The organism is Microbacterium sp. NPDC064942, from assembly GCF_049545525.1.
GTDB classification, from domain to species: domain Bacteria; phylum Actinomycetota; class Actinomycetes; order Actinomycetales; family Microbacteriaceae; genus Microbacterium; species Microbacterium gawkjiense.
The window spans coordinates 238,830-259,721 of the sequence record NZ_JBMWDR010000001.1 but is presented as its reverse complement, the minus strand read 5'-3'; the positions used below and the strand labels follow the sequence as shown (position 1 = coordinate 259,721).

The 20,892-nt window shown below is 72.3% G+C and carries 21 protein-coding genes; 7 read left to right on the top strand and 14 right to left on the bottom strand.

The genetic code is table 11. The annotated features are described in order from the left end of the window. Positions 1-4: 4 nt before the first annotated feature. Positions 5-1,063 (top strand): M4 family metallopeptidase, encoded by a 1,059-nt coding sequence (locus ACPEH2_RS01185; RefSeq protein WP_359918040.1) that lies wholly within the window; start codon positions 5-7, stop codon positions 1,061-1,063. After that, the gene (locus ACPEH2_RS01180; RefSeq protein ID WP_359918042.1) at positions 1,047-1,355 is read left to right on the top strand and encodes a protealysin inhibitor emfourin; all 309 of its coding nucleotides are present in this window, start codon (positions 1,047-1,049) and stop codon (positions 1,353-1,355) included. The genes ACPEH2_RS01185 and ACPEH2_RS01180 overlap by 17 nt, the downstream gene beginning before the upstream one ends. A 1-nt stretch (position 1,356) precedes the next feature. Here the strand turns inward: ACPEH2_RS01180 and ACPEH2_RS01175 are convergent, their stop codons facing one another. The 3 genes from ACPEH2_RS01175 to ACPEH2_RS01165 are packed head-to-tail and all read right to left on the bottom strand — an operon-like array spanning position 1,357 to position 3,217. Further along, positions 1,357-1,980 (bottom strand): GNAT family N-acetyltransferase, encoded by a 624-nt coding sequence (locus ACPEH2_RS01175; RefSeq protein WP_359918044.1) that lies wholly within the window; start codon positions 1,978-1,980, stop codon positions 1,357-1,359. Between the two features lie 35 nt (positions 1,981-2,015). Further along, complete coding sequence (locus ACPEH2_RS01170) at positions 2,016-2,702, bottom strand: uracil-DNA glycosylase (RefSeq protein ID WP_359918045.1); 687 nt, start codon at positions 2,700-2,702, stop codon at positions 2,016-2,018. Further along, on the bottom strand, positions 2,699-3,217 hold the full coding sequence (locus ACPEH2_RS01165; RefSeq protein ID WP_064001441.1) for a phosphoribosyltransferase: 519 nt from the start codon (positions 3,215-3,217) through the stop codon (positions 2,699-2,701). Before ACPEH2_RS01165 ends, ACPEH2_RS01170 begins: the two co-directional genes overlap by 4 nt. 115 nt (positions 3,218-3,332) lie before the next feature. Here ACPEH2_RS01165 and ACPEH2_RS01160 point away from each other — a divergent pair, with 115 nt between their 5' ends. After that, positions 3,333-4,778: an MFS transporter gene (locus tag ACPEH2_RS01160; protein WP_359918297.1), complete on the top strand. Its 1,446-nt coding sequence runs from the start codon at positions 3,333-3,335 to the stop codon at positions 4,776-4,778. 6 nt (positions 4,779-4,784) lie between these two features. On the opposite strand, the gene ACPEH2_RS01155 is transcribed toward ACPEH2_RS01160, so the two are convergent. Then, the gene (locus ACPEH2_RS01155; protein ID WP_359918046.1) at positions 4,785-5,570 is read right to left on the bottom strand and encodes an SDR family oxidoreductase; all 786 of its coding nucleotides are present in this window, start codon (positions 5,568-5,570) and stop codon (positions 4,785-4,787) included. A gap of 166 nt (positions 5,571-5,736) precedes the next feature. On the opposite strand from ACPEH2_RS01155, the gene ACPEH2_RS01150 reads away from it, so the two are divergent. Both ACPEH2_RS01150 and ACPEH2_RS01145 read left to right on the top strand, forming a co-directional pair. Further along, complete coding sequence (locus ACPEH2_RS01150; protein WP_359918048.1) at positions 5,737-7,059, top strand: bifunctional o-acetylhomoserine/o-acetylserine sulfhydrylase; 1,323 nt, start codon at positions 5,737-5,739, stop codon at positions 7,057-7,059. 200 nt (positions 7,060-7,259) lie between these two features. Beyond that, positions 7,260-7,619: a hypothetical protein gene (locus tag ACPEH2_RS01145; RefSeq protein WP_359918049.1), complete on the top strand. Its 360-nt coding sequence runs from the start codon at positions 7,260-7,262 to the stop codon at positions 7,617-7,619. Between the two features lie 268 nt (positions 7,620-7,887). Here ACPEH2_RS01145 and ACPEH2_RS01140 read toward each other — a convergent pair whose 3' ends face one another. After that, entirely contained in the window at positions 7,888-8,694 is an 807-nt protein-coding gene (locus ACPEH2_RS01140; RefSeq protein WP_359918051.1) for a hypothetical protein, read from the bottom strand. 165 nt (positions 8,695-8,859) lie between these two features. Between ACPEH2_RS01140 and metX the strand changes: the two genes are divergently transcribed. Then, positions 8,860-10,062 carry a homoserine O-acetyltransferase MetX gene (metX, locus tag ACPEH2_RS01135; RefSeq protein ID WP_359918053.1) on the top strand — a complete coding sequence of 401 codons (1,203 nt, stop codon included), beginning with the start codon at positions 8,860-8,862 and terminating at the stop codon, positions 10,060-10,062. A 3-nt stretch (positions 10,063-10,065) separates the two neighbouring features. On the opposite strand, the gene ACPEH2_RS01130 is transcribed toward metX, so the two are convergent. The 6 genes from ACPEH2_RS01130 to ACPEH2_RS01105 all read right to left on the bottom strand — a co-directional run bounded on the left by ACPEH2_RS01130 (position 10,066) and on the right by ACPEH2_RS01105 (position 15,712). Continuing rightward, positions 10,066-11,517 carry a phytoene desaturase family protein gene (locus ACPEH2_RS01130; protein ID WP_359918054.1) on the bottom strand — a complete coding sequence of 484 codons (1,452 nt, stop codon included), beginning with the start codon at positions 11,515-11,517 and terminating at the stop codon, positions 10,066-10,068. Then, positions 11,514-11,996 (bottom strand): SRPBCC family protein, encoded by a 483-nt coding sequence (locus ACPEH2_RS01125; RefSeq protein ID WP_359918056.1) that lies wholly within the window; start codon positions 11,994-11,996, stop codon positions 11,514-11,516. Before ACPEH2_RS01125 ends, ACPEH2_RS01130 begins: the two co-directional genes overlap by 4 nt. A gap of 63 nt (positions 11,997-12,059) precedes the next feature. Further along, entirely contained in the window at positions 12,060-13,274 is a 1,215-nt protein-coding gene (locus ACPEH2_RS01120; RefSeq protein ID WP_359918058.1) for an MFS transporter, read from the bottom strand. After that, the gene (locus tag ACPEH2_RS01115) at positions 13,271-13,612 is read right to left on the bottom strand and encodes a thiamine-binding protein (RefSeq protein ID WP_064001432.1); all 342 of its coding nucleotides are present in this window, start codon (positions 13,610-13,612) and stop codon (positions 13,271-13,273) included. The genes ACPEH2_RS01120 and ACPEH2_RS01115 overlap by 4 nt, the downstream gene beginning before the upstream one ends. Before the next feature lie 16 nt (positions 13,613-13,628). Then, positions 13,629-14,843 carry a glycosyltransferase 87 family protein gene (locus ACPEH2_RS01110; protein WP_359918060.1) on the bottom strand — a complete coding sequence of 405 codons (1,215 nt, stop codon included), beginning with the start codon at positions 14,841-14,843 and terminating at the stop codon, positions 13,629-13,631. A 35-nt stretch (positions 14,844-14,878) separates the two neighbouring features. Then, positions 14,879-15,712: an ADP-dependent NAD(P)H-hydrate dehydratase gene (locus ACPEH2_RS01105; RefSeq protein WP_253035560.1), complete on the bottom strand. Its 834-nt coding sequence runs from the start codon at positions 15,710-15,712 to the stop codon at positions 14,879-14,881. Between the two features lie 22 nt (positions 15,713-15,734). On the opposite strand from ACPEH2_RS01105, the gene ACPEH2_RS01100 reads away from it, so the two are divergent. Further along, positions 15,735-16,808, top strand: a complete 1,074-nt coding sequence (locus tag ACPEH2_RS01100) for an NADH:flavin oxidoreductase/NADH oxidase (protein ID WP_359918061.1) — start codon at positions 15,735-15,737, stop codon at positions 16,806-16,808. 27 nt (positions 16,809-16,835) lie between these two features. On the opposite strand, the gene ACPEH2_RS01095 is transcribed toward ACPEH2_RS01100, so the two are convergent. From ACPEH2_RS01095 to ACPEH2_RS01085, 3 genes are all read right to left on the bottom strand, one after another. After that, positions 16,836-17,888 carry a hemolysin family protein gene (locus tag ACPEH2_RS01095; protein WP_253035555.1) on the bottom strand — a complete coding sequence of 351 codons (1,053 nt, stop codon included), beginning with the start codon at positions 17,886-17,888 and terminating at the stop codon, positions 16,836-16,838. Then, positions 17,885-19,213: a hemolysin family protein gene (locus ACPEH2_RS01090; protein WP_217531230.1), complete on the bottom strand. Its 1,329-nt coding sequence runs from the start codon at positions 19,211-19,213 to the stop codon at positions 17,885-17,887. The genes ACPEH2_RS01095 and ACPEH2_RS01090 overlap by 4 nt, the downstream gene beginning before the upstream one ends. A 116-nt stretch (positions 19,214-19,329) precedes the next feature. Continuing rightward, positions 19,330-20,799 carry a GuaB1 family IMP dehydrogenase-related protein gene (locus tag ACPEH2_RS01085; protein WP_359918063.1) on the bottom strand — a complete coding sequence of 490 codons (1,470 nt, stop codon included), beginning with the start codon at positions 20,797-20,799 and terminating at the stop codon, positions 19,330-19,332. Positions 20,800-20,892 lie beyond the last annotated feature (93 nt).

The window sequence follows — 20,892 nt, the reverse complement described above, 5'->3', positions numbered from 1 at the left end:
CGGCATGCACGCCATCGTCCCGCCGTACCTGCTCGCCCGTCTCGCGGCCGCTCCGGCCGAACGATTCCCGCACGCCGTCGCCGCCGCACGCGCGACCCTCGCCGTCCCGCGGGCGTACGCGCCGATGCGCGCGCACCTCGACCTGTCGGTCGACGGCGACGCCCTCGTCGTCTCGGCGGCGCCCGACCCCGACCGGCTGATCTCCGACGCGCGAAACCGCGAGGAGCTGCCGGGCGCCCCCGCCCGCGCCGAGGGCGCCGCCCCCACCGGCGACGCGGCCGTCGACGAGGCGTACGACGGGCTCGGCGCGACCTTCAGCTTCTTCTGGGACGCCTTCGAGCGGGTCGGTCTCGACGGCCGCAGCGGCGCTCTCGCCGCCACCGTGCACTACGGCCGGGCCTACGACAACGCGTTCTGGGACGGCGAGCGCATGGTGTTCGGCGACGGCGACGGCGAGGTGTTCGCCGGGTTCACCCGTTCCCTCAGCGTCATCGCGCACGAGCTGGGGCACGGCGTCATCGAGAGCGCCGGCGGCCTCGACTACTCGGGGCAGTCCGGCGCGCTCAACGAATCGATCGCCGACGTCTTCGGCGCGCTCACCGACCAGCATCACCGCGGTCAGACGGCGGATGCCGCGACCTGGCTCGTCGGCGCCGAGATCTTCACCGACGCCGTCGCCGGATCGGCGCTGCGCTCGCTCGCCGCCCCGGGCACCGCCTACGACGACGACGTGCTCGGCAAGGACCCGCAGCCTTCGCACATGCGCGACTTCGTCGAGACCTCGGGCGACAACGGCGGCGTGCACATCAACTCCGGCATCCCGAACAAGGCCTTCCACCTCGTCGCCACGGCGCTCGGCGGCTACGCCTGGGAGCGCGCGGGACGCATCTGGTACCTCACCCTCACCGCGGGTTCCCTCAGCCCCACCGCCACCTTCGCGCAGTTCGCGACGGCGACCGCGGACACCGCGGCGCGGGAGTACGGTGAGGACTCGGAGGAGGCCGTCGCCGTCCGCACCGCGTGGGCGAGCGTCGGAGTCGTGGAGGATGCCCGAACCCGCTGACCCGATGACGATCGTCGTGGTGCGCACCGGCGGCTTCGCGGGGCTGCGCCGGGCGTGGCGCGTCGAGGTCGCTCCCGAGGAGACGGACGGGTGGATGCCGCTCATCGACGCGTGCCCGTGGGAGGAGCCACCCGCATCCGCTCCCGGCGCCGACCGGTTCTCGTGGGAGGTCGCCGTGGCCGGAGGCTCGTGCGACCGCCGTGCGTCGCTCGGCGACGGCGACGCCGCCGGGCCCTGGCGCGACCTGATCGACCGGGTGCAGGCCGACGGCGCGACGGTGCCGGCGCCCTGACTCAGCGCGCGCGGATGCGCGACAGGATCGATTCCTTCTTCTTCGGCTTCAGGTGCTTCTGCAGGTAGATCGTGCCGAGCGATCGCCCGAACTTGTACCCGACGCGGCCCATCCGGCCCACCTCGACGAAACCGAGCCGCTCGTGCAGGGCGAGCGAGCCCTCGGCCCCCTTGTCGCTGATGACGGCGACCATCTCGCGGATGCCCTTCTCCTCGCACGCGGCGATGAGGGCCTGCAGCAGCGCCGTGCCGAGTCCCTTGCCGGTGGCAGCCTGACCCAGGTAGATCGAGTTCTCGACCGTGTAGCGGAAGCCGCTCTTGCCCGTCCACGGCGAGACCAGGCCGTAGCCGAGGATCTGCCCGGTCGGCGAGACGGCGACGAGGAACGGCAGCCCGAGCTTCGTCAGGTGGTCGAACTTCTCCACCCACTGCGCGTGCGTCCAGCGCTTCTCGTCGAAGGTCACGACCGAGTTGGTGACGTAGTAGTTGTAGATCTCACGGACGTCCGGCATGTCGGTGCGCACGGCGGGGCGCAGCTCGAAGGAGAACTCGCGCTCGGGCTCGGGCCGGCGGCGGAGGTGACGGGGCAGGCGACGACGATCGCGCTCGTACTCGTCCTCCAGCATGCCGCCAGCATACGGCTCACCGCCGGCCCGTCCCGTCAGTCGGGCAGTCGCCAGTCGACGGGGGCCGCCCCCTGCGCCTCGAGCAGCGCGTTCACCCGGGAGAACGGCCGCGACCCGAAGAAGCCGCGCCGCGCCGAGAGGGGGGACGGATGCGCCGACTCGACGCGCGGGGTGTCGCCGAGCATGGGGATGAGGCCTGCGGCATCCCTCCCCCACAGCACCGCGACGAGCGGACCGGACCGCGCGACGAGGGTGCGGATCGCGTGCTCGGTGACGCGTTCCCACCCCCAGCCGCGGTGGGAGCCCGCCTCGCCGGGCGCGACGGTGAGGACGCGGTTGAGGAGCAGGACGCCCTGCTCGGTCCACGCCGACAGGTCGCCGTGCGACGCCGGCGGGATGCCGAGATCGGCCGAGAGCTCGGCGTAGATGTTGGCGAGGCTGCGCGGCAGCGGGCGCACATGGCGCTCGACGGCGAACGAGAGGCCGATCGGATGCCCCGGGGTGGGGTACGGGTCCTGACCGACGATGAGCACCCGCACCCGCGACAGCGGCTGCGCGAAGGCGCGCAGGACGTGGCGTCCCTCGGGCAGGTAGCCGCGCTCGTCGGCGCGCAGGCGGTCGCCGAGAGCCGCGATCTCGGATGCCACGGGCCCGAGCGCCTGCGCCCATTCCGGGTCGAGCAGACCGTCGGCGGCCAGGTCGTCGAGCGAGCGGGCGGTCATGCGCCGGCGGGGAGCCCCTGGTCCTCCTGGACCACGGTTCCCCGGAACGACCAGGGGAAGTCGATCCAGAGGTCGGTCTCGCGCCACGAGTAGTCGGGCATCGCGATCGACCCGGGCTTCGTGTAGATGCACACCGAGCGGACGTCGGCGCCGGCCTCCCGCAGCATCTTCACGGCGAGCGCGAGGGTGCGGCCGCTGTCGGCGACGTCGTCGACGAGGAGCACGCGCTTGCCGGGGAGGGCGCCGAGGTCGAGGTCGGGCGGCAGGAGCGCGGGGGCGTCGAGCACCGTGCCGATGCCGGTGTAGAACTCGACGTTCAACGCACCGCAGCTCTTCACCCCCAAGCCGTAGGCGATCGCTCCGGCGGGCAGCAGTCCCCCGCGGGCGATGGCGACGACGATGTCGGGAGCGAACCCGTCGGCGATGATGGATCGCGCGAGGTCGCGGGTCGCCCCGCCGAAATCGTCCCAGGTCAACGTCTCGCGTTCGGCGGCCACCGGCATCCCTTCGTCCATGCGGTCCCAGACTACGGCCTGCGGGGAGGGCGCCTTCGCGGTCGCGGGCTCCTCCGGCGCTAGGCTCGCGCTCGTGACCGGCTCCGCGCGCTCCTCGGCCCTGCATTCCTCCGCGCTGCGTTCCTCGGCCGCGGGGATCACCGCCGGGCTCATCGGGTGGTTCATCCTCGTCGAGATCGTCAGCGGCATCCTGCAGGGGTTCTACGTGCCCCTGTTCAGCGACATCGTGATCCAGCTCGGGATCCGCGACGCCGACGTCAACTGGTTCGAGGCGGGGCAGCTGCTGCTCAGCGCCCTCGTCGTGCCGATCCTCGCGAAGCTCGGCGACATGTTCGGCCACAAGCGCATCCTGCTCGTCGCGGCGATCCTCACCGCGCTCGCCTCGTGGGGTCTCGTCTTCGCCGACTCGTTCTGGACGTTCCTCCTGTTCTGGTCGCTGCAGGGCTTCTACGTCGTGTGGCTCCCGCTCGAGATCGCGCTGATCTTCGAACGCGGGCGGCAGCAGAACCGCGGCGTCTCGATGACTCGGCGCGCCGCCGGCCTGCTGGTCGTGGGGCTCGAAGCCGGCGCCATCATGGGCGCCCTCGCGGCGGGTCGCATCTACGCGGCGACGGACGATCTCGGCCTCACCCTCATGGTGCCCGCCGTCGCGGTCTCGCTCATCGCGGTCGTCATCTGGGTCTTCGTACCCGAGTCGACGCCGAGCGGCGAGCGCCGCCTCGACACGTGGGGCGTCGTCCTGCTCGCGTGGGGTCTGCTACTGGTCACCGGCGCACTGGCATGGATGCGGCTCATCGGTGAGCTCGCACTCGGCCCGGTCGCGTGGGCGGGGGTCGTGGGGCTGTTCGTGGTCGGCGTCGGCGTGCTGGTCTGGTTCGTCCTTCACGAGCGGGGCCACGCCTCGCCGGTGATCGACGTGCGGGTCCTCGCCCGACCCGACATGTGGCCGGTGCAGGCGACCGCTTTCCTCATCGGCATCAGCCTGCTCGGTGCGCAGGGCCCGCTGTCCACTTACGCCGGGACGGACTCCTCGCTCGGCTACGGACTCGGATTGGATGCGACCGAGCGCTCGTACGTGATCGGGCTGTACCTCGTGTCGCTGATCGTCGGCGCGGTGCTGTTCGCCGTCACCTCGCGACGGGTCAGCCCGCGCCTCGCGCTCATCGCCGCCGCCGCCCTGGTGGGCATCGGGTACGCGCTCTTCCTGCCGTTCCACCTCGAGGTGTGGCAGGTGCTGCTGAATCTGTCGATCGCGGGCATCGGCTGCGGCGCGCTCGTGGGCGCCCTGCCCGCCGCCGCGGCGGCGGCCGCCCCGCTCGGCAAGACCGGTGAGGCCTCCGGCCTGACCAACACGACGAAGACGATCGGCGGCGCGTTCTCGTCCGCCGTGTTCGGCGTGGTCCTCGCCGCCGGCGCCGGCAGCGTCGTCGGTCAGACGGCGAGCTCGCTCGGCGGCTACCTCACGGTGTGGGCGATCTGCGCGGCCGGCGGATTCCTCGCCGCCGTGCTGCTGGTGTTCGTGCCGAAGGTGGCGTTCGCCGACGCCCCGCCCGCGGGCTGAGCGCGGTCAGTCCTTGTCGCTGCGGGGGCGGAGGCGCCCCCGCGCCAGCAGGTGCTGCGCCGACTGGGCGACCGGTCGCATCGTGACGAGGTCGAGGTTCACGTGTCCCGGCGCCTCGAGCGCGTACCCGATGACGTCGGCGACGTCGGCCGCCGTCAGCGGCTCGTCGACGCCGTCGTAGACCTTCTCGGCCGCGGCCCGGTCGCCGCCGAGGCGGTTGAGTGAGAACTCCTCGGTCTGCACCATCCCGGGGGCGATCTCGACGACGCGGATCGGCTCGCCGTTCAGCTCGAGCCGCAGCGCGTGCACCAGCATCGACTCGCCCGCCTTCGCCGCGTTGTACCCCGCACCGCCCGGGTAGGCGGTCTGGGCCGCGGTCGAGGTGACGTAGACCGTGTCGGCGTGACCGTCGGCCGCGGCGGCGCGCCGCAGGAGCGGCAGGAGGGCTGCCGTCAGCAGCTGCGCCGACAGGACGTTGGCCTCGAACATCCAGCGCCAGTCGGCGGCGTCGCCGTCCTCGACGCGCTGCGTCCCGCGGGCGCCTCCCGCGACGTGGACGAGCGCGTGCACCGGACCGGTGTCAGCGAGGTGCGCGGCGAGCGCCGCGACGTCCGCCTCGCTCGTGAGGTCGGCGGCGTACGAGCGCGACCCGATCTCGGCGTCGAGGGCCTCCAGCCGCGCTGCGCGCCGAGCCACTCCCACGACGTCCCAGCCCCTCGCGCGGAGGTCGCGCACGACCGCCTCACCGATCCCCGAGCTCGCGCCGGTCACCACTGCACGTCGATTCGCCATGGGGTCCACGCTAGCCACTCGCGACCCGCCCCCGGCACGCCGTCACGTTACGCCGCGTGTCCGTTCCGTTGTCCTCGCCGGATGCGGCTCGTAACGTCGGTGTCGAGCCCGCGGCATCCGTCCGCAGGCCCTCACATCCATCGTCCACTCACGCAGGGAGCCCGTCATGTCCGCACCCGAGAACTGGCGCTTCGAGACCAAGCAGATCCACACCGGCGCCGCTCCGGACCCGGTCACCAAGGCCCGCGCCACGCCGATCTACCAGACGACGTCATACGTCTTCGACAACGCCGACCACGCCGCGAACCTGTTCGCCCTGGCGGAGTTCGGCAACATCTATACCCGCATCCAGAACCCGACGCAGGACGTCCTCGAGCAGCGTCTCGCGGGCCTCGAGGGCGGTACCGGTGCCCTCCTCGTCTCTTCCGGCCAGGCGGCCTCCACCTTCGCCATCCTCAACATCGCACAGGCGGGCGACCACATCGTCTCGTCGAGCTCGATCTACGGCGGCACCTACAACCTCTTCAAGTACACGCTCGCCAAGCTCGGCATCGAGACGACGTTCGTCGAGAACCAGGACGACGCCGAGGAGTGGCGTCGCGCGGTCCGCCCGAACACGAAGCTGTTCTTCGCCGAGACGATCGGCAACCCGCAGATCAACGTGCTCGACATCCGCACCGTCGCCGACGTCGCCCACGAGGTGGGCGTGCCGCTCATCGTCGACAACACGATCGCGACGCCCTACCTCATCCGTCCGTTCGAGCACGGCGCCGACATCGTCGTGCACTCGGTCACGAAGTTCCTCGGCGGCCACGGCACCACGATCGGCGGCGTCATCGTCGACGGCGGCTCGTTCCCCTGGTCGGAGCACTCCGAGCGCTTCCCCGGCCTGACCACGCCCGACGAGTCGTACCACGGCGCCGTCTACACCGCAGCGGTCGGCGACGCCCTCGCCTACATCATCAAGGCGCGCGTGCAGCTGCTGCGCGACCTCGGCTCGGCCATCTCGCCGCAGAGCGCGTGGAACCTCATCCAGGGCGTCGAGACGCTGTCGCTGCGCATCGAGCGCCACGTGCAGAACGCGCAGGAGATCGCGGAGTGGCTCGAGAACCACCCCGACGTCGCCTCGGTGAACTACTCGGGTCTGCCCACCTCGCCCTGGTACGCCGCGGCGAACCGCTACGCCCCCAAGGGCGTCGGCGCGGTGCTGTCGTTCGAGCTGAAGGGCGGCGTCGCCGCAGGTCGCGAGTTCGTCAACGCGCTCACCCTGTTCAGCCACCTCGCGAACATCGGCGACGTGCGCTCGCTCGTCATCCACCCGGCATCCACGACGCACTCGCAGCTGACCCCGGAGCAGCAGCTCACCTCGGGCGTCACGCCCGGCCTCGTCCGCCTCTCGGTCGGCCTCGAGAACATCGACGACCTGAAGGCCGACCTCGACCAGGCCCTCGCCGCCGCGCGCCGCCTCTCGGAGGCCGCCCGCGCCTGACCTCCCCTCCTCAGGAGACCGACACCCCGCCCGGGTCACCGCGGCGGGGTGTCGCGCGTCCGGCCCGATACGCTCGAGGGAAGACGATGAAACGCTACGGACCTCTTCACGCTGTGCCTGACGGGCTCGCGATCGGCGATCCCGGTCGGCGTCACCTCGTCCTCGGCGTGGACACCATCAGTCACCGAGATGGACCCGCCGTGACGCAGCAGGTCGACTGGACCGAGATCCGGGGTGCCACCCTGGACCTGAGGACCACACGGTTCCCGTTCCCCGGCGCGTTCTCGGGCCTGTGGAGTTCCGTCCTGGTCATGATCACGCAGACCGACCCGGACCTCGACCTGGCGCCCGGCACCGCCGTGCTCACGACGGACCACCGGTCTCTGCGCCTGGATCTGGACCGGCACCACCCCGGCGGTTACTGGCATCCCATCGTGTCGAGGACCCAGCTGCTCATGGACCGTCTGGTCGAGGATGCCGCGTCCCGCCCGCTGCTGCGTCAGTCGAACGCTGTGCTGGACTCGATCGTCTCCTCGGTCCGCCGCGCGCGGGTCGCCTAGCGATCCGCGCGACGGAGCAGTGCTCGCCGCTTGCGGTGGAGCCGCCACCAGCTGAACGAGCTCCGCGCCTGGATACGGCCGAGCTCCACCAGACTCGGGAGCCCTCGAGAGGCCAACTCGCGCGAGATCGCATCGGAGTCGTCCGTGCCCCCGTGCGCCTCGATGACGGCATGCGCCTGCGTCACGCGTTCGCTGGACAGCGGGTGCGCCGCGATCTGAGAATCGACCTTCGCGATCCTCCGTGCCAGCTCCTCAGGTTGCACGGCGATCACTTGCCCAGTGCGCAGGCGAGCGCGGCCGCGCCGAGGCCACCCCAGATCGTGCCGGTGGCGAAGGCCTGCGTGATCTGCGGCCCTTTGAGCCCGAGGCCCACGAGGCACTTGAACACCCACGGAGCGATCCAGATCGGATCCGCCACCACCGGGTAGGCGACCCCCGCCGCGCGGTGATCGACGACCTGGATGAGCGTGGAGCCCTCGATCTCGTAGTGCGTCGCGACAGGGTCGCCGTCCGCGTCGAGTGCCCAGGCATCCGCGACCACGGCGAGGACAGTGCCGTCAGCGGCGACGACCGCGGCGCCGTCCTCGGTCGATCGCAACGACTCGCCGACGCCGAGGTCGACGTCGTACTCGAGATGCTCCGGCGCGTCGGCGGAAGTGATCGTCGTCAGCATCTGCACACCCGCGTCACCGACGATCACAGAATTGGTCAGGGACTCACCCGGGTAGGTCACCGCCCCACCCTGGAGGAGGACGGCATCGCCCGCCGCGTCCGCCTCGGGGAGATCGATCGTCAAGGGCGACCGCCCGGGAGAGTGTATAGACACCCCGTCCGTCAACCGCGACGGGACACCGATGGTGCCCTGGCTGGTCTGCACCGTCCCGGTCCCGGCTCCATCGGATGCAGCAAGGAGCAGTGACTCATCCAGATTCGCCAGTGATTGCGCAGCGACGGCGATCGAGGCCGCGTCGACCTCGTCGTCCGCCGATGCGATGGAGGGGAATGCCACGATGGTCGACGCCAGGAGCGCTGTAACCATCGTGAGGGAGGCGGTGCGGCGCCAGGAACGTGTCATCAGGGTCTCTTCCGGTGGAGCGATCAGGTCACAGAATGGTGATCTCCCCGACGCTAACGACGGGTCCGAAGGTCCCGCGCCCGCCTTTCGGCGGAAACTTTCGAAGGTTTCCGTGCCCCCCGTAACACTGCGCTGACCCTCCCCATCGGCCGGGAGAATGGTCGTATGGACTGGCAGACCTCGGAAGACACGGTGCCCTCGGCTCCGGTGACCGAGGCAGACGCCCGGTCGCTCCTCGGGCGCCCACCGGCGACCGGCGCCTGGCGCGACGGCGACCCGATCGGGGAGCGCAGGTTCGCGCGGTTCGGCGCGTTCGCGACCGAGGGCGGCGCAAGCCTGCCCGGCATCCGACTCGCCTACGAGACCTGGGGCGAGCTGTCCCCCGCCCGCGATAACGCCGTGCTGATTCTGCACGCCCTCACGGGCGACAGCCACGTGCGCGGCGACGCCGTCCCCGGTCACGCGACCGACGGCTGGTGGGGAGATGTCGTGGGCCCCGGAAGGGCCATCGACACCGACCGCTGGTTCGTCGTCGCACCGAACATCCTGGGGGGATGCCAGGGGTCGACCGGCCCCGCGAGCATCGCCCCCGACGGCTACGAGTGGGCGTCGCGGTTCCCCTTCCTCACGATCCGCGACCAGGTCGCCGCGCAGGTCATGCTCGCCGACGCCCTCGGCATCGACGTGTGGGCGGGCGTGGTCGGCGGCTCGATGGGCGGCATGCACGCGCTCGAGTGGGCGGTCACGCATCCCGAGCGGGTCGAGCGGCTCGGCGTGCTGTGCTCCCCGCCGACGACGACCGCCGACCAGGTCGCGCTCAACTCCGTGCAGCTCGCGGCGATCCAGATGGACCCGCGGTTCGCCGGGGGCCACTACTACGATGCACCCGACGGCGACGGTCCGCATCGCGGCCTGTCGCTCGCGCGCCGCATGGCCCTGCTGAATTACCGCACGCCCACCGAACTGAACCAGCGGTTCCAGCGGTCGTGGCAGTCCGACAAGAGTCCCTTCGGCGCGGGCGGCCGGTACGCCGTGGAGAGCTACCTCGACTTCCACGGCAACCGCTTCACGCGCCGCTTCGACGCGAACTCGTACGTGACCCTCGTCGAGGCGATGAACTCGCACGACGTCGGGCGCGATCGCGGCGGCGTCGAGGACGCCCTGGCACGCGTCACGGCGCGCACGCTCGTGCTGGGCATCGACAGCGACCGGCTGTTCCCCGTGGAAGGCCAGCACCGCATCAGCCGCGGCATCCGCACCGCCATCGACGACGACACCGTCGTGCTGCACAGCGACTTCGGCCACGACGGGTTCCTCATCGAGACCGAACCCGTCGGTCGTCACCTGCGCCGTCTGCTCGAGAGCTGACGCTCAGCGGGGCGACAGATCCGGGGCGATCCGCGTCCCGAAGGTGTGCCGCAGCGCCGACCGCGCCGCGTGCCAGCCCGCGAGCCCGTGCACCCCAGGCCCCGGACTCGTCGACGCGGAGCAGAGGTAGACGCCCTCGAGAGGCGTCCGCCACGGCTCGGGCGAGACGACGGGTCGCTTCAGCAACTGCCAGAGCGCCGGGGCGCCCGCGGCGATGTCGCCGCCGGGATAGTTGGGGTTCTCCGCCTCGACCTCGACGGCGTTCCGCGAGTTGACGGCGAGGATCAGGTCGCGGAAGCCGGGGGCGAAGCGCTCGATCTGCCGGATGACGGCCTCGGCCCGGTCGGCCGTGCTCCCCGCGGGGACGTGCGTGTACGTCCACAGGGTGTGGCCGCCCGCCGGCGCGCGCGACGCGTCGAACGACGAGGGCTGCGCGACGAGCACGTAGGGCGCGTCGGGAAGGCCGCCGTGCGCGATGAGGGTCTCGGATGCCGCGACCTCGGCGCGCGTGCCCCCGACGTGCACCGTGCCGGCCGCCGCGACCTCGGGATTCGCCCACGGCACCGGTCCCGACAGGGCGAAGTCGACCTTCGCGACCGCCCCGCCGTACCGGAACCGTTCGAGCGCACCGCGGTACCCCGCGGGCACGGCGTCGCCGGCCATCCGCAGGAACGCGCGCGGGATGACGTCGAGCAACACGGCGCGCGCCCGCGGCAGTTCGGCGAGCGAGGTGACCTCGTGGTCGGTCACGATCTCGCCGCCGTGGGCGTGCAGGTCGTCGGCCATCGCGTCGACGATCGCCTGGCTGCCGCCAACCGGGATCGGCCAGCCGCGGGCGTGGGCGTAGGTCGTCAGGGCGAGGCCGGCCCCCGCGCCGGCGAGGCTCGGCAGCGGCAGGATCGTGTGCGCGGCGACCCCCGTGAGCAGCGCCGGCGCGGCATCCTCTCGGAACCGGGCGTTCCACAGCGGACTCCCCTGCTCCAGCGTGCGGGCTCCGAACCAGCCCGCCGCGAGCGGATGCCGCGGCACTCGCAGCAGCGGATGCCCGGTGAAGTCGGCGACCTCCGACGCACGCTCGACGAGCGGGCGCAGGAGCCGCGCGTAGGCGTCGCCGTCGCGGCCCAGGCCGTCGGCGGTGCGGTCGAGGTCACGGTAGGCGACGCCCGCGCGACCGCCGTCGAGCGGATGCGCGAACGACGCCTCCGGGACGACGAACGCGACGCGACGGCCGAGGCCGAACTCGCGGAAGAAGCGGCTCTCGAACGCGAGCGGGTGCACGGCGGAGCAGACGTCGTGGTGGTACCCGGGGAGGGTCATCTCGGCCGTCCGGGCTCCGCCGCCGATCGTCGCGCCCTTTTCGTAGACGCGGACGGCCAAGCCCGCACGGGCGAGGGTGACGGCCGCGGCGAGGCCGTTGGGGCCCGCCCCCACGACGACGACGTCGAGGTCGCTCATTCGGCGACGCCCTCGTCCTCGGCGGTCGTCTCGTCGGTCGGCCGCGCGGCGCGCCCCTCGGCGAGATACGCGAGCCGGTGCAGGGTCTCGTGGTTGCGCAGCTGCAGGACGACATCGAGGAGCGGCTGCGGCACGAGGCTGCCCGGCCCCGCGACCGCCTCCTCCTGCATCCGCACGATGCACCCATCCCGGTGCGGCTTGACCTGGATGTCGACCTGGGCCTCGCCCATCGGCCATCCCCTCGCCCGCAGCAGGATGTGCCGGGGCGGGTCGTAGACGAGCACCTCAGTCGCGTCGTCGATGAGCACCGGCCAGACGCCGAACGAGTGGTGCAGCCGGGAGCCCACCTGCGGCCACGTGTCGGCGACCTCCCGCATGCGGGACGCGCCGACCACCCAGGTGGGGAACAGCCACCCGTCCTGGAGGACGGCGAAGACGTCGTCCGGCGTGCAGGCGAACCGGCGCGAGTTACGGGACATGGCTCGACGCTAGCGAGTCGCGGGCTCGGTCGTAGACGGGGTTGCGCCGCCCGCTGCGGCGTGTCAGACCCGGGCGGGTGTGCGGGCCTGCCGCCGCTCGAGGGTGATGCTGAGCGCGGCGATGCCGAGCCCGGCGATCGCGAGGAGGAAGCCGACCCACACGGGCGCCGCGAAGCCGAACCCCGCGGCGATGACGGCACCGCCCAGGGCCGCTCCCATGGCGTTGCCGGTGTTGAGCGCGGAGTGGTTGAGCGCGGCGGCAATCGACTGGTTGTCGCCGGCGACGTCCATGAGGCGGGTCTGGATGGTGGGACTCACCGCCGACGCGGCGAAGGCGACCGCGAAGACGAAGATCACGACCGTCACGATCCACCCCGAGGTCAGGGCGAGCAGCAGCAGCGACAGCGCCAGCAGGCCGAGCAGCCCGAACATCGCGCGGATCAGGTCGACGTCGGCGAGGTGCCCGCCGACCAGGTTGCCCACCGTCATCCCGATCCCGAGGATCACGAGCGTGATCGGGACGACCCACGCGGGCGACCCCGCGGCCTCGGTCACGAGCGGCGACACGTACGTGTAGACGGCGAAGAAGCCGCCGAAGCCGATGGCGCCGATCCCGAGCGCGAACCAGACCTGTCCGATGCGGAACACCCCGAGCTCGGCGCGGAGGGTGCGCGAGGGCTCCCCCGCCCGGCGCGGCACCGTCACGGCGATCGCGGCGGTCGCAGCGGCGAAGATGGCGACGACGAGCACGAACGCCCACCGCCAGCCCAGGTTCTGCCCGAGGAAGGTGCCGAGCGGCACGCCGACGACGTTCGCGACCGTCAGACCGGTCAGCACGAAGGCGACCCCCTTGGCCCGGTTCCCCGGACCCATGACGTCGGCGGCCACGAGCGCGCCGATACCGAAGTACGCGCCGTGGGGCAGTCCCGCCAGGAGGCGCGATGCCGCGACGAGCTCGAACGTCGGCAGCACGAGGGTCAGCGCGTTGAACAGCGTCAGCGCCGCCGCGAGCAGGATCATGACGCGGTGACGCGGGTACTTGGCGACGGATGCCGCGATCGTCGGCGCTCCGATGACCACCCCGAGCGCGTAGAGCGTGATGAGCCACCCCGCCTGCGCGATCGCGTCCTCCTGCGAGCTCGCCCACGCGGCGGGCAGCAGCTCGCGCGCGATCTCGGGGAGCAGCCCCATCACGACGAACTCGGTCATGCCGATGCCGAAGCTGCCGACGGCGAGCGCGAGGAGGGCGCGGCGGGGACGCGTGGGGGCGGAGATCACTCCGAGATCGTAGTCCCGCTCCCCTGCTCGCCACGAATCGATTCGATCGCCGTCTCCAACCGAGCGATCTTGCCGTCGATCTCGCCGGTGTACCCCGGGCGGATGTCGGCCTTCAGCACGAGCGAGACACGGGAACCGAAGGGCTGCACGGCGTCGACGGCGCCCTTGACGACGGCCATCACCTCGTCCCACTCCCCCTCGATCTCGGTGAACATGCTGGTGGTGCGGTGGGGCAGCCCCGACGCGCGGACGACCGTGACGGCCGCGGCGACCGCGTCGTGGACGGAACCGTCCGGGTTGCCGTCACCGGAGGGGGCGACGGAGAAGGCGACGAGCATGGGAGGACCTCCGGGATCAGGGGGCGACGCGGACGGGAGCGGACACGGATGCGGGAAGGCGGACGAGGCGCGCGACCATCCACACCAGGAGGCCCACCAGCACGAGGTTGCGGAGCGTGAGGACCGCGACGGGCAGGACCGCCGGTGTGATGATGCCGCCGTAGAGGACGGGATACACGAGCTGGGTGAGCGCGGCGGCCGTGAGCACGAGGGCGGCGGGAGCCACCCATCGGCGCCGGTCGATCACGAGGCCCAGGACGGTGGGGGCGAACAGCCAGGTGTGGAACTGCGGCGACCCGACCTTGTTCGCGACGATGAGCACGAGCACGAGGGCGAGCGCGAGGACGGGGAACAGGCGCACGAACGGCACTCCGCGACGCAGCTGCCAGGTCCCGAGCAGGAGGACGCCGGCGGCCGCGAGGGCGAGCAGTGGCGTCATCGCGGCGATGACGAGGTCGACCTGCGGGCCGGTGACCTGGAAGGTGAGCAGGCCCTGGTCGTAGTACACCGCCGACCCGTCGGCGCCCAGCAGCGCACCCCAGACGTACGGCGCGCTCACGGGCGCCTCGACCTGCAGTCCGCGCCCGGTCTGCCCGGTGACGAATCCCAGCGCGTGGTCCGCTCCGCCGGCGGCGACGACGACACCCAGCACCGCGACGCTCACGAGCGCTGCGGCGGCGATCACCCTCGCGCGGCGGCGCACCGCGACGACGGCCGCCGCGAGGAGGGCGGCGGGCCACACCTTGATCCAGGTCGCGGCCGCGAGGAGCGCGGCGGCGAGCGCGGGCCGGCGCAACAGCCACAGGCATCCGAGGATCGCCAGCGGTACCGAGACCGCATCGATCCGATACAGGCCGACGGGGCCGAGGCAGACGATCGCCGCGAGCCAGAAGACGGCGGCGACGACGCGCCCGCGGGAGCGTCCGCGGCCGACGAGCACACCGAAGGCGACCGCGTCGACCAGCGTCACGAGCACGGCCCAGCCGACCGTGTAGTCGCCCACGAGGCCGGCGGGCAGATGGGCGAGCAGCATGGGCAGCAGCGCGAGCTGGGGATAGACCCAGTCCTGCGTCACGCCCACGACGCCGCCGCCCGAGAACACCGCGCGCGACCACGGCTCGTACACGCGGTACACGTCGCCCATGGGCTCGTTCGGCAGGACGAACCCCAGCAGGCCGACACCCGCGTGGACGAGGACGAACACGGTCCACAGCAGCACGCGGTTCGTCACGCGCCCAGCCTACGGGCGCCGCCGACCGACGCGTGTCAGCCGGCCAGCACCTCGGCGACCGTCAATGGCAGGTGCTCCGCGACGTCGAGCGCCGCGATCGGTCCGCCGCGGTGGGCGGCGACGGCGAGCGCCGCCGCGTGGCCGTGCAGCCAGACAGCGGATGCCGCGGCCCGCTGCAGCGCGCCCAGGTCGCCCGGCGCTCCGCCCCGCCCGACGACGCCCGCGATCACGGCGCCGACCGTCCCGGCGAGGACGTCGCCGGTGCCGGCAGTCGCAAGCCACGAGGTGGGAGCCGTGATCCCGATCGCCTCTTCGCCGGGCGCGGCGACCACCGTCGTCGCGCCCTTGCGCACCACCACACCGCCGAGGACGGCCGCCGTCTCGGACGCATCGTCCACGTCCGGGTCGAGCCCCAGCATCCGCCGCAGCCGCTCGTGCTCGCGGCCGTGCGGTGTCGCCACGACCGGCGCAGCCGCCGCCGGGGCGAGATCCAGGGCGCCGGCGTCGACCACGACGGGGACCTCCCCCGAGAGGATGCCGCCGAGCGCGGCGCGCTCGCGCGCGGAGCGGTGCGCGGCATCCGTCCCCGACCCGACCACCCACGCCTGCACGCGACCGTCCGCGGTCACCGTCTCCGGGCGCCGGGCGAGTACGAGGTCCGCCGCGCGCTGCGGTCCGAGATAGCGCACCATGCCGACGCCCGTCCGCCAGGCGGCTTCGACGCCGAGCACCGCCGCACCGGGGAAGGCCGTCGATCCGGTCCGCAGGCCGACCACACCGCGGGAATACTTGTCGTCGTCCGCCGTTGGCCCGAAGACGACCTCGGCCGTGTCCGCCCTCGTCCATCCCCGCGCCGCCATGGCGCCCACCCTACTGCGACGGAGTCCGCCCATGACCCTGCTGTTCCGCCCCCTCGAACTGGCCGGCGCCACCGCGCGCAACCGCCTGTGGGTCTCGCCGATGTGCCAGTACTCGGCGGTGGACGGCGTGCCGAACGACTGGCACCACGTGCACCTCGCCCAGTTCGCGACCGGCGGTGCGGGCGTGGTCATCGCCGAGGCATCCGCCGTCACCCCCGAGGGGCGGATCACCCCGCACGACGCCGGGCTCTGGAACGACGCGCAGCGGGATGCCTGGGCTCCGATCGTCGCCGCGATCCACGCCCGCGGCGCCCTCGCCGGAGTGCAGCTCGCGCACGCGGGCCGCAAGGCCTCGACCCACCGGCCGTGGGACGACGCCCGCGGCTCCGTCGCCCCCGCGGAGGGCGGCTGGACGACGATGGCCCCCTCGGCGATCGCGTTCGACGGCTACGCGCCACCGGTCGCGATGACCGACGGCGACATCGACGCCCTCGTCGACGCCTTCGCGCAGGCCGCCCGCCGCGCCGACGAGGCCGGGTTCGATCTCCTCGAAGTCCACGCCGCCCACGGCTACCTGCTGCACCAGTTCCTCTCGCCGCTGTCGAACGAGCGCACCGACGCCTACGGCGGATCGCTCGAGAACCGTGCGCGCCTCCTGCTGCGCGTCGTCACCGCCGTCCGCGAGGCCGCGCCGAGCCGGGTGATCGCCGTCCGGTTCTCGGCCACCGACTGGGCCGACGGCGGCTGGGGCGTCGACGAGACCGTGACCGTCGCCGCCTGGGCCGGCGAGCGCGGCGCGAGCGTCATCGACATCTCCACCGGCGGGCTCGTCGCCCACCAGCGCATCACGACCGGCCGCGGCTACCAGGTGCCGTTCGCCGCCACGGTGCGCGAGCGCACCGGACTCCTCGTCACGGCGGTGGGCGAGATCCTCGACGGCGCGCAGGCCGAGACGATCCTGCAGGACGGGCTCGCCGACGCCGTCATGGTCGGTCGCGGCTGGCTCCGCGACCCCCACTTCGCCCTGCGCGCCGCCGACGAGCTCGGCGACGCGGAGGCTGCGGCGCTGTGGCCGCCGCAGTACCTCCGCGCCCGGCGGCGCTGAGTCGCCCGCGACGCGTCGCCGGCGACCTCAGAGGCGCCGCGTCGCGTCGTGCACCTCGCCGACGAGCTCCTCGATGATGTCCTCGAGGAACAGCACCGCCGTCGTCTCCCCCGCCGAATCGCGCACCTGCGCGAGGTGACGACTCGAACGCCGCATGAGCGCGAGCGCGTCCTCGAGGTCGGTGGCCTCGCCGATGGGGATCATGTGGTGGATGCGCTTCGGCTTGATCGGCGCGTCCACCGTCGCCTCGGCATCCGGTCCCTCCGCCGCGCGCAGCACGTCCTTGAGGTGGACGTAACCGAGCGGCATCCCCTCGTCGTCGACGATCACGTAGCGCGAGAACCCGTGACGGGCCACGGCCCGCTCGATCTCGTCGGGCGTCGTGTGCTCGGGCAGGGTGACGAGCTCCGAGAGCGGGACCGCGACATCCTTCGCCTTCTTGTCGGTGAACTCGACCGCCATGGCGACGGCGCCCGACGCGTCGTCGAGCACACCCTCGATGCGCGACTGGTTCACGATCGTGGCGACCTCGTCGAGGGTGAAGGTCGAGGCGGCCTCGTCCTTCGGCTCGACGCGGAACAGGCGGACGACGTGGTTCGCGATCCAGTTGAGCGCGACGATGATCGGGTGGAAGACCCGCGAGACGAACACGAGCGGCGGGGCGAGCAGCAGGACGGCGCGGTCCGGCAGCGAGAACGCGAGGTTCTTCGGCACCATCTCGCCGAACACGACGTGCAGGTACGACACGAGCAGCAGCGCGATGACGAACCCGGTGACGTCGACGACCGCGTACGGCAGCCCGATCGCCTCCAGCGGCACGGCCAGCAGGTGGTGGATCGCCGGCTCCGAGACGTTCAGGATCAGCAGCGAGCAGATCGTGATGCCGAGCTGGCACGTGGCGAGCATGAGCGTGGCGTGCTCCATCGCCCACAGCGCGGTCTTCGCCGAGCGGGACCCCTTCTCGGCGAGGGGCTCGATCTGCGAGCGTCGCGCCGAGATGACGGCGAACTCCGCGCCGACGAAGAAGGCGTTGGCCACGAGGAGGACGACCAGCCAGGCGATTCCGGCCCAGTCGCTCATCGGCGCTCACCCCCTTCGGTCTCGGCGCCGACCGGCACGGGAGCGGGCACGAATTTGACGCGGTCGACGCGGCGACCGTCCATCCGCTGCACGGTGATGGTCCCGTCCTCGAGGGTGATCTGATCGCCGACCGCCGGGATGCGCTCGAGCGTGGCCATGATGAAGCCGCCGACGGTGTCGTACACGTCGCCCTCGGGGACGCGGATGCCGGTGCGGTCGAGCACCTCGTCGGGACGCAGGTCGCCGGGGAAGATGATCGACCCCTTCGCCCGCACGACGCCCGCGCGGCTGCGGTCGTGCTCGTCGAGCACCTCGCCCACGATCTCCTCGACGAGATCCTCGAGCGTCACGACACCCGCCGTGCCGCCGTACTCGTCGACGACGATCGCCATCTGGTACCCGCGGGAGCGCAGCTCGGACATGAGGCCGTCGAGGTGGACCGCCTCGGGGACGCGCAGGGGCTCCTGCGCGATCGCGGCGGCGGGGACGTCGGCGCGACGCTCGCGCGGCACCGACACGGCCTGCTTGAGGTGGACGATGCCGATGATGTCGTCCATCGACTCGCCGTAGACGGGGAACCGGCTGTGGCCGGTGCGGCGCGCGAGCTGCACGATCTCCTCGACGCTGTCGTCGGCGGCGACGGCGTGGACGCTCGGCCGGGGCGTCATGACGTCGGCGGTCGTGAGCCGCGAGAAGGTCAGGGTGCGATCGAGCAGCGACGCGGTGTCCTCCTCGAGGACGCCGGCGCTCGCGGAGCGCCGCACGAGGCTCGACAGCTCCTCGGCGGTGCGGGCACCCGACAGCTCCTCCTTGGGCTCGACGCCCATGGCACGCAGCACCGCGTTGGCGCTGCCGTTGAGGAGGAGGATCGCGGGGCGGAAGACCGTCGTGAAGACCGTTTGGAACCCGATCACGAGCTTCGCAGTCTGCCGCGGGACGGCGAGCGCGAAGTTCTTCGGGACGAGCTCGCCGATGATCATCGAGAAGACGGTCGCGACCGTGATCGCCACGACGGTCGCGATGGGACGGGATGCCGCCTCCGGCACGCCCCAGAGGGCGAAGACCGGGTTCAGCAGGTTCGACAGCGCCGGTTCCATCGTGTAACCGGTCAGGAGCGTCGTCAGCGTGATGCCGAGCTGCGCGCTCGACAGGTGCGTCGAGGTGATCCGCAGCGCGTTGATCGTCAGCGACAGACGGGTCTCGCCGGCGGCGCGGCGCGCCTCGAGGTCGGCGCGGTCGAGGTTCACGAGGGCGAACTCGCTCGCGACGAACAGACCGGTTCCCACGGTCAGGAGCAGCCCCACGCCCAACATGACGTAGTCCATCACACGTCACCCCCGATCATCGGGGAGCAGGGTCGGTGGGGCGAGGGTCTACTGGGAGGGTCGTCCATTGTGCGGACGATTCTACGGCACGCCCGCCCCCGCCCGGGGGCGGCGGCTCACCAGCTGACGGGCAGGGCCTTGCCCTCCTCGTATCCGGCCGCCGACTGGAAACCGACCGTCGCCCGCTCGTGGAAGTCGGCGACCGTCGCGGCTCCGGCGTACGTGAACGACGAACGCACACCCGAGGTGATCATGTCGAGCAGGTCCTCGACGCTCGGGCGCAGCGGGTCGAGGTAGATGCGCGACGACGAGATGCCTTCGGCGAACAGCTCCTTCCGGGCGCGCTCGAACGGGTCGAGGCGACCGAAGCGCCCCTGTACCGCTTTGGTCGACGCCATGCCCCACGACTCCTTGAAGACCCGCCCGTCGGCGTCGACCCGCAGTTCGCCGGGCGACTCGATCGTGCCGGCGAACCACGAGCCGATCATGACGGATGCCGCGCCCGCCGCGAGGGCCAGGGCGACGTCCCGGGGGTAGCGGACACCCCCGTCCGCCCAGACGTGGGCACCGGCGGCGGTCGCCGCTTCGGCGGTCTCGAGCACGGCGGAGAACTGCGGACGGCCGACGGCCGTCATCATGCGGGTCGTGCACATGGCGCCCGGGCCGACGCCGACCTTCAGGATCGTGGCGCCCGCCTCGACGAGGTCGCGGACCCCCTCGGCGGTGACCACGTTGCCGGCGACGATGGGCAGGTCGAGCCCCTCGGCGTGGACGGCGCGGAGCGCCCGGATCATGCTCTCCTGGTGACCGTGCGCGGTGTCGACGACGAGCGCGTCGACACCGGCGGCCGCAAGGGCGCGCGCCTTCGCCGCGACGTCGCCGTTGATCCCGACGGCTGCGGCGACGATGAGGCGTCCGTCCGCGTCGACCGCCGGACGGTACAGCGAGGAGCGCAGGGCCGTCCGCTGCGACAGCGTGCCCACGAGGTGGCCGTGCTGCAGGACCGTGACGATGTCGGCATCCGCCGCGACCAGGAGGTCGAAGGCCGCCCGCGCAGTGTCCACGTCGTCGGCGTCGATGGATGCCGCCCGCCCCCGCACGAGGTCGCCGAGCCGCGCGTCCGGCAGGGCCGTCCCGAGCCGCTCGGCGGGAACGATGCCGAGGATGTCGTCGACGTGCACCCACGGTGCGCCCGCACTGTGCGCCGACGTCGCGACGACGATCCCGTGCCCCGCGGCCGGAGGCAGGAGTGCGGCGGCCTCCGACACGAGCGCCTCCGGCGGCAGGACGAGCGGGGTGTCCCAGCGCACCGGCTGATCCTTGACCCACCGGATCGCCGCGTCGACCTCTTGCAACGGCATGTCCTGGGGCAGCACCGCGAGCCCGCCGCGACGGGCCAGGGTCGCCGCCAGGCGCGGTCCCGTGACGGAGTTCATGTTGGAGGCGACGAGCGGAATCGTCGCACTCGTCCCGTCGCCGGGTGAGAGGTCGACGTCGAGGCGACTCGTCACGTCCGACCGTCGCGGGACGAGGAACACGTCGGAGTAGGTCAGGTCGCCTGCGGGCCGCTCACCGGAGTAGTGCATACTCCCACGCTAGGCGACCGTCGAGCCCCCGCGCCGGACGGCGTGAGCGGGTCGGGCGGACGCGAACCTGGGATACCCTTGATCTCTGTGCGC

Coding starts and splice junctions, on each gene's coding strand:
- ACPEH2_RS01185 (WP_359918040.1), top strand. CDS start 5: ATGCACGCCATCGTCCCGCCGTACCTGCTCGCCCGTCTCGCGGCCGCT.
- ACPEH2_RS01180 (WP_359918042.1), top strand. CDS start 1,047: ATGCCCGAACCCGCTGACCCGATGACGATCGTCGTGGTGCGCACCGGC.
- ACPEH2_RS01175 (WP_359918044.1), bottom strand. CDS start 1,980: ATGCTGGAGGACGAGTACGAGCGCGATCGTCGTCGCCTGCCCCGTCAC.
- ACPEH2_RS01170 (WP_359918045.1), bottom strand. CDS start 2,702: ATGACCGCCCGCTCGCTCGACGACCTGGCCGCCGACGGTCTGCTCGAC.
- ACPEH2_RS01165 (WP_064001441.1), bottom strand. CDS start 3,217: ATGGACGAAGGGATGCCGGTGGCCGCCGAACGCGAGACGTTGACCTGG.
- ACPEH2_RS01155 (WP_359918046.1), bottom strand. CDS start 5,570: ATGGCGAATCGACGTGCAGTGGTGACCGGCGCGAGCTCGGGGATCGGT.
- ACPEH2_RS01150 (WP_359918048.1), top strand. CDS start 5,737: ATGTCCGCACCCGAGAACTGGCGCTTCGAGACCAAGCAGATCCACACC.
- ACPEH2_RS01140 (WP_359918051.1), bottom strand. CDS start 8,694: ATGACACGTTCCTGGCGCCGCACCGCCTCCCTCACGATGGTTACAGCG.
- metX (WP_359918053.1), top strand. CDS start 8,860: ATGGACTGGCAGACCTCGGAAGACACGGTGCCCTCGGCTCCGGTGACC.
- ACPEH2_RS01130 (WP_359918054.1), bottom strand. CDS start 11,517: ATGAGCGACCTCGACGTCGTCGTCGTGGGGGCGGGCCCCAACGGCCTC.
- ACPEH2_RS01125 (WP_359918056.1), bottom strand. CDS start 11,996: ATGTCCCGTAACTCGCGCCGGTTCGCCTGCACGCCGGACGACGTCTTC.
- ACPEH2_RS01115 (WP_064001432.1), bottom strand. CDS start 13,612: ATGCTCGTCGCCTTCTCCGTCGCCCCCTCCGGTGACGGCAACCCGGAC.
- ACPEH2_RS01100 (WP_359918061.1), top strand. CDS start 15,735: ATGACCCTGCTGTTCCGCCCCCTCGAACTGGCCGGCGCCACCGCGCGC.
- ACPEH2_RS01095 (WP_253035555.1), bottom strand. CDS start 17,888: ATGAGCGACTGGGCCGGAATCGCCTGGCTGGTCGTCCTCCTCGTGGCC.
- ACPEH2_RS01090 (WP_217531230.1), bottom strand. CDS start 19,213: ATGGACTACGTCATGTTGGGCGTGGGGCTGCTCCTGACCGTGGGAACC.
- ACPEH2_RS01085 (WP_359918063.1), bottom strand. CDS start 20,799: ATGCACTACTCCGGTGAGCGGCCCGCAGGCGACCTGACCTACTCCGAC.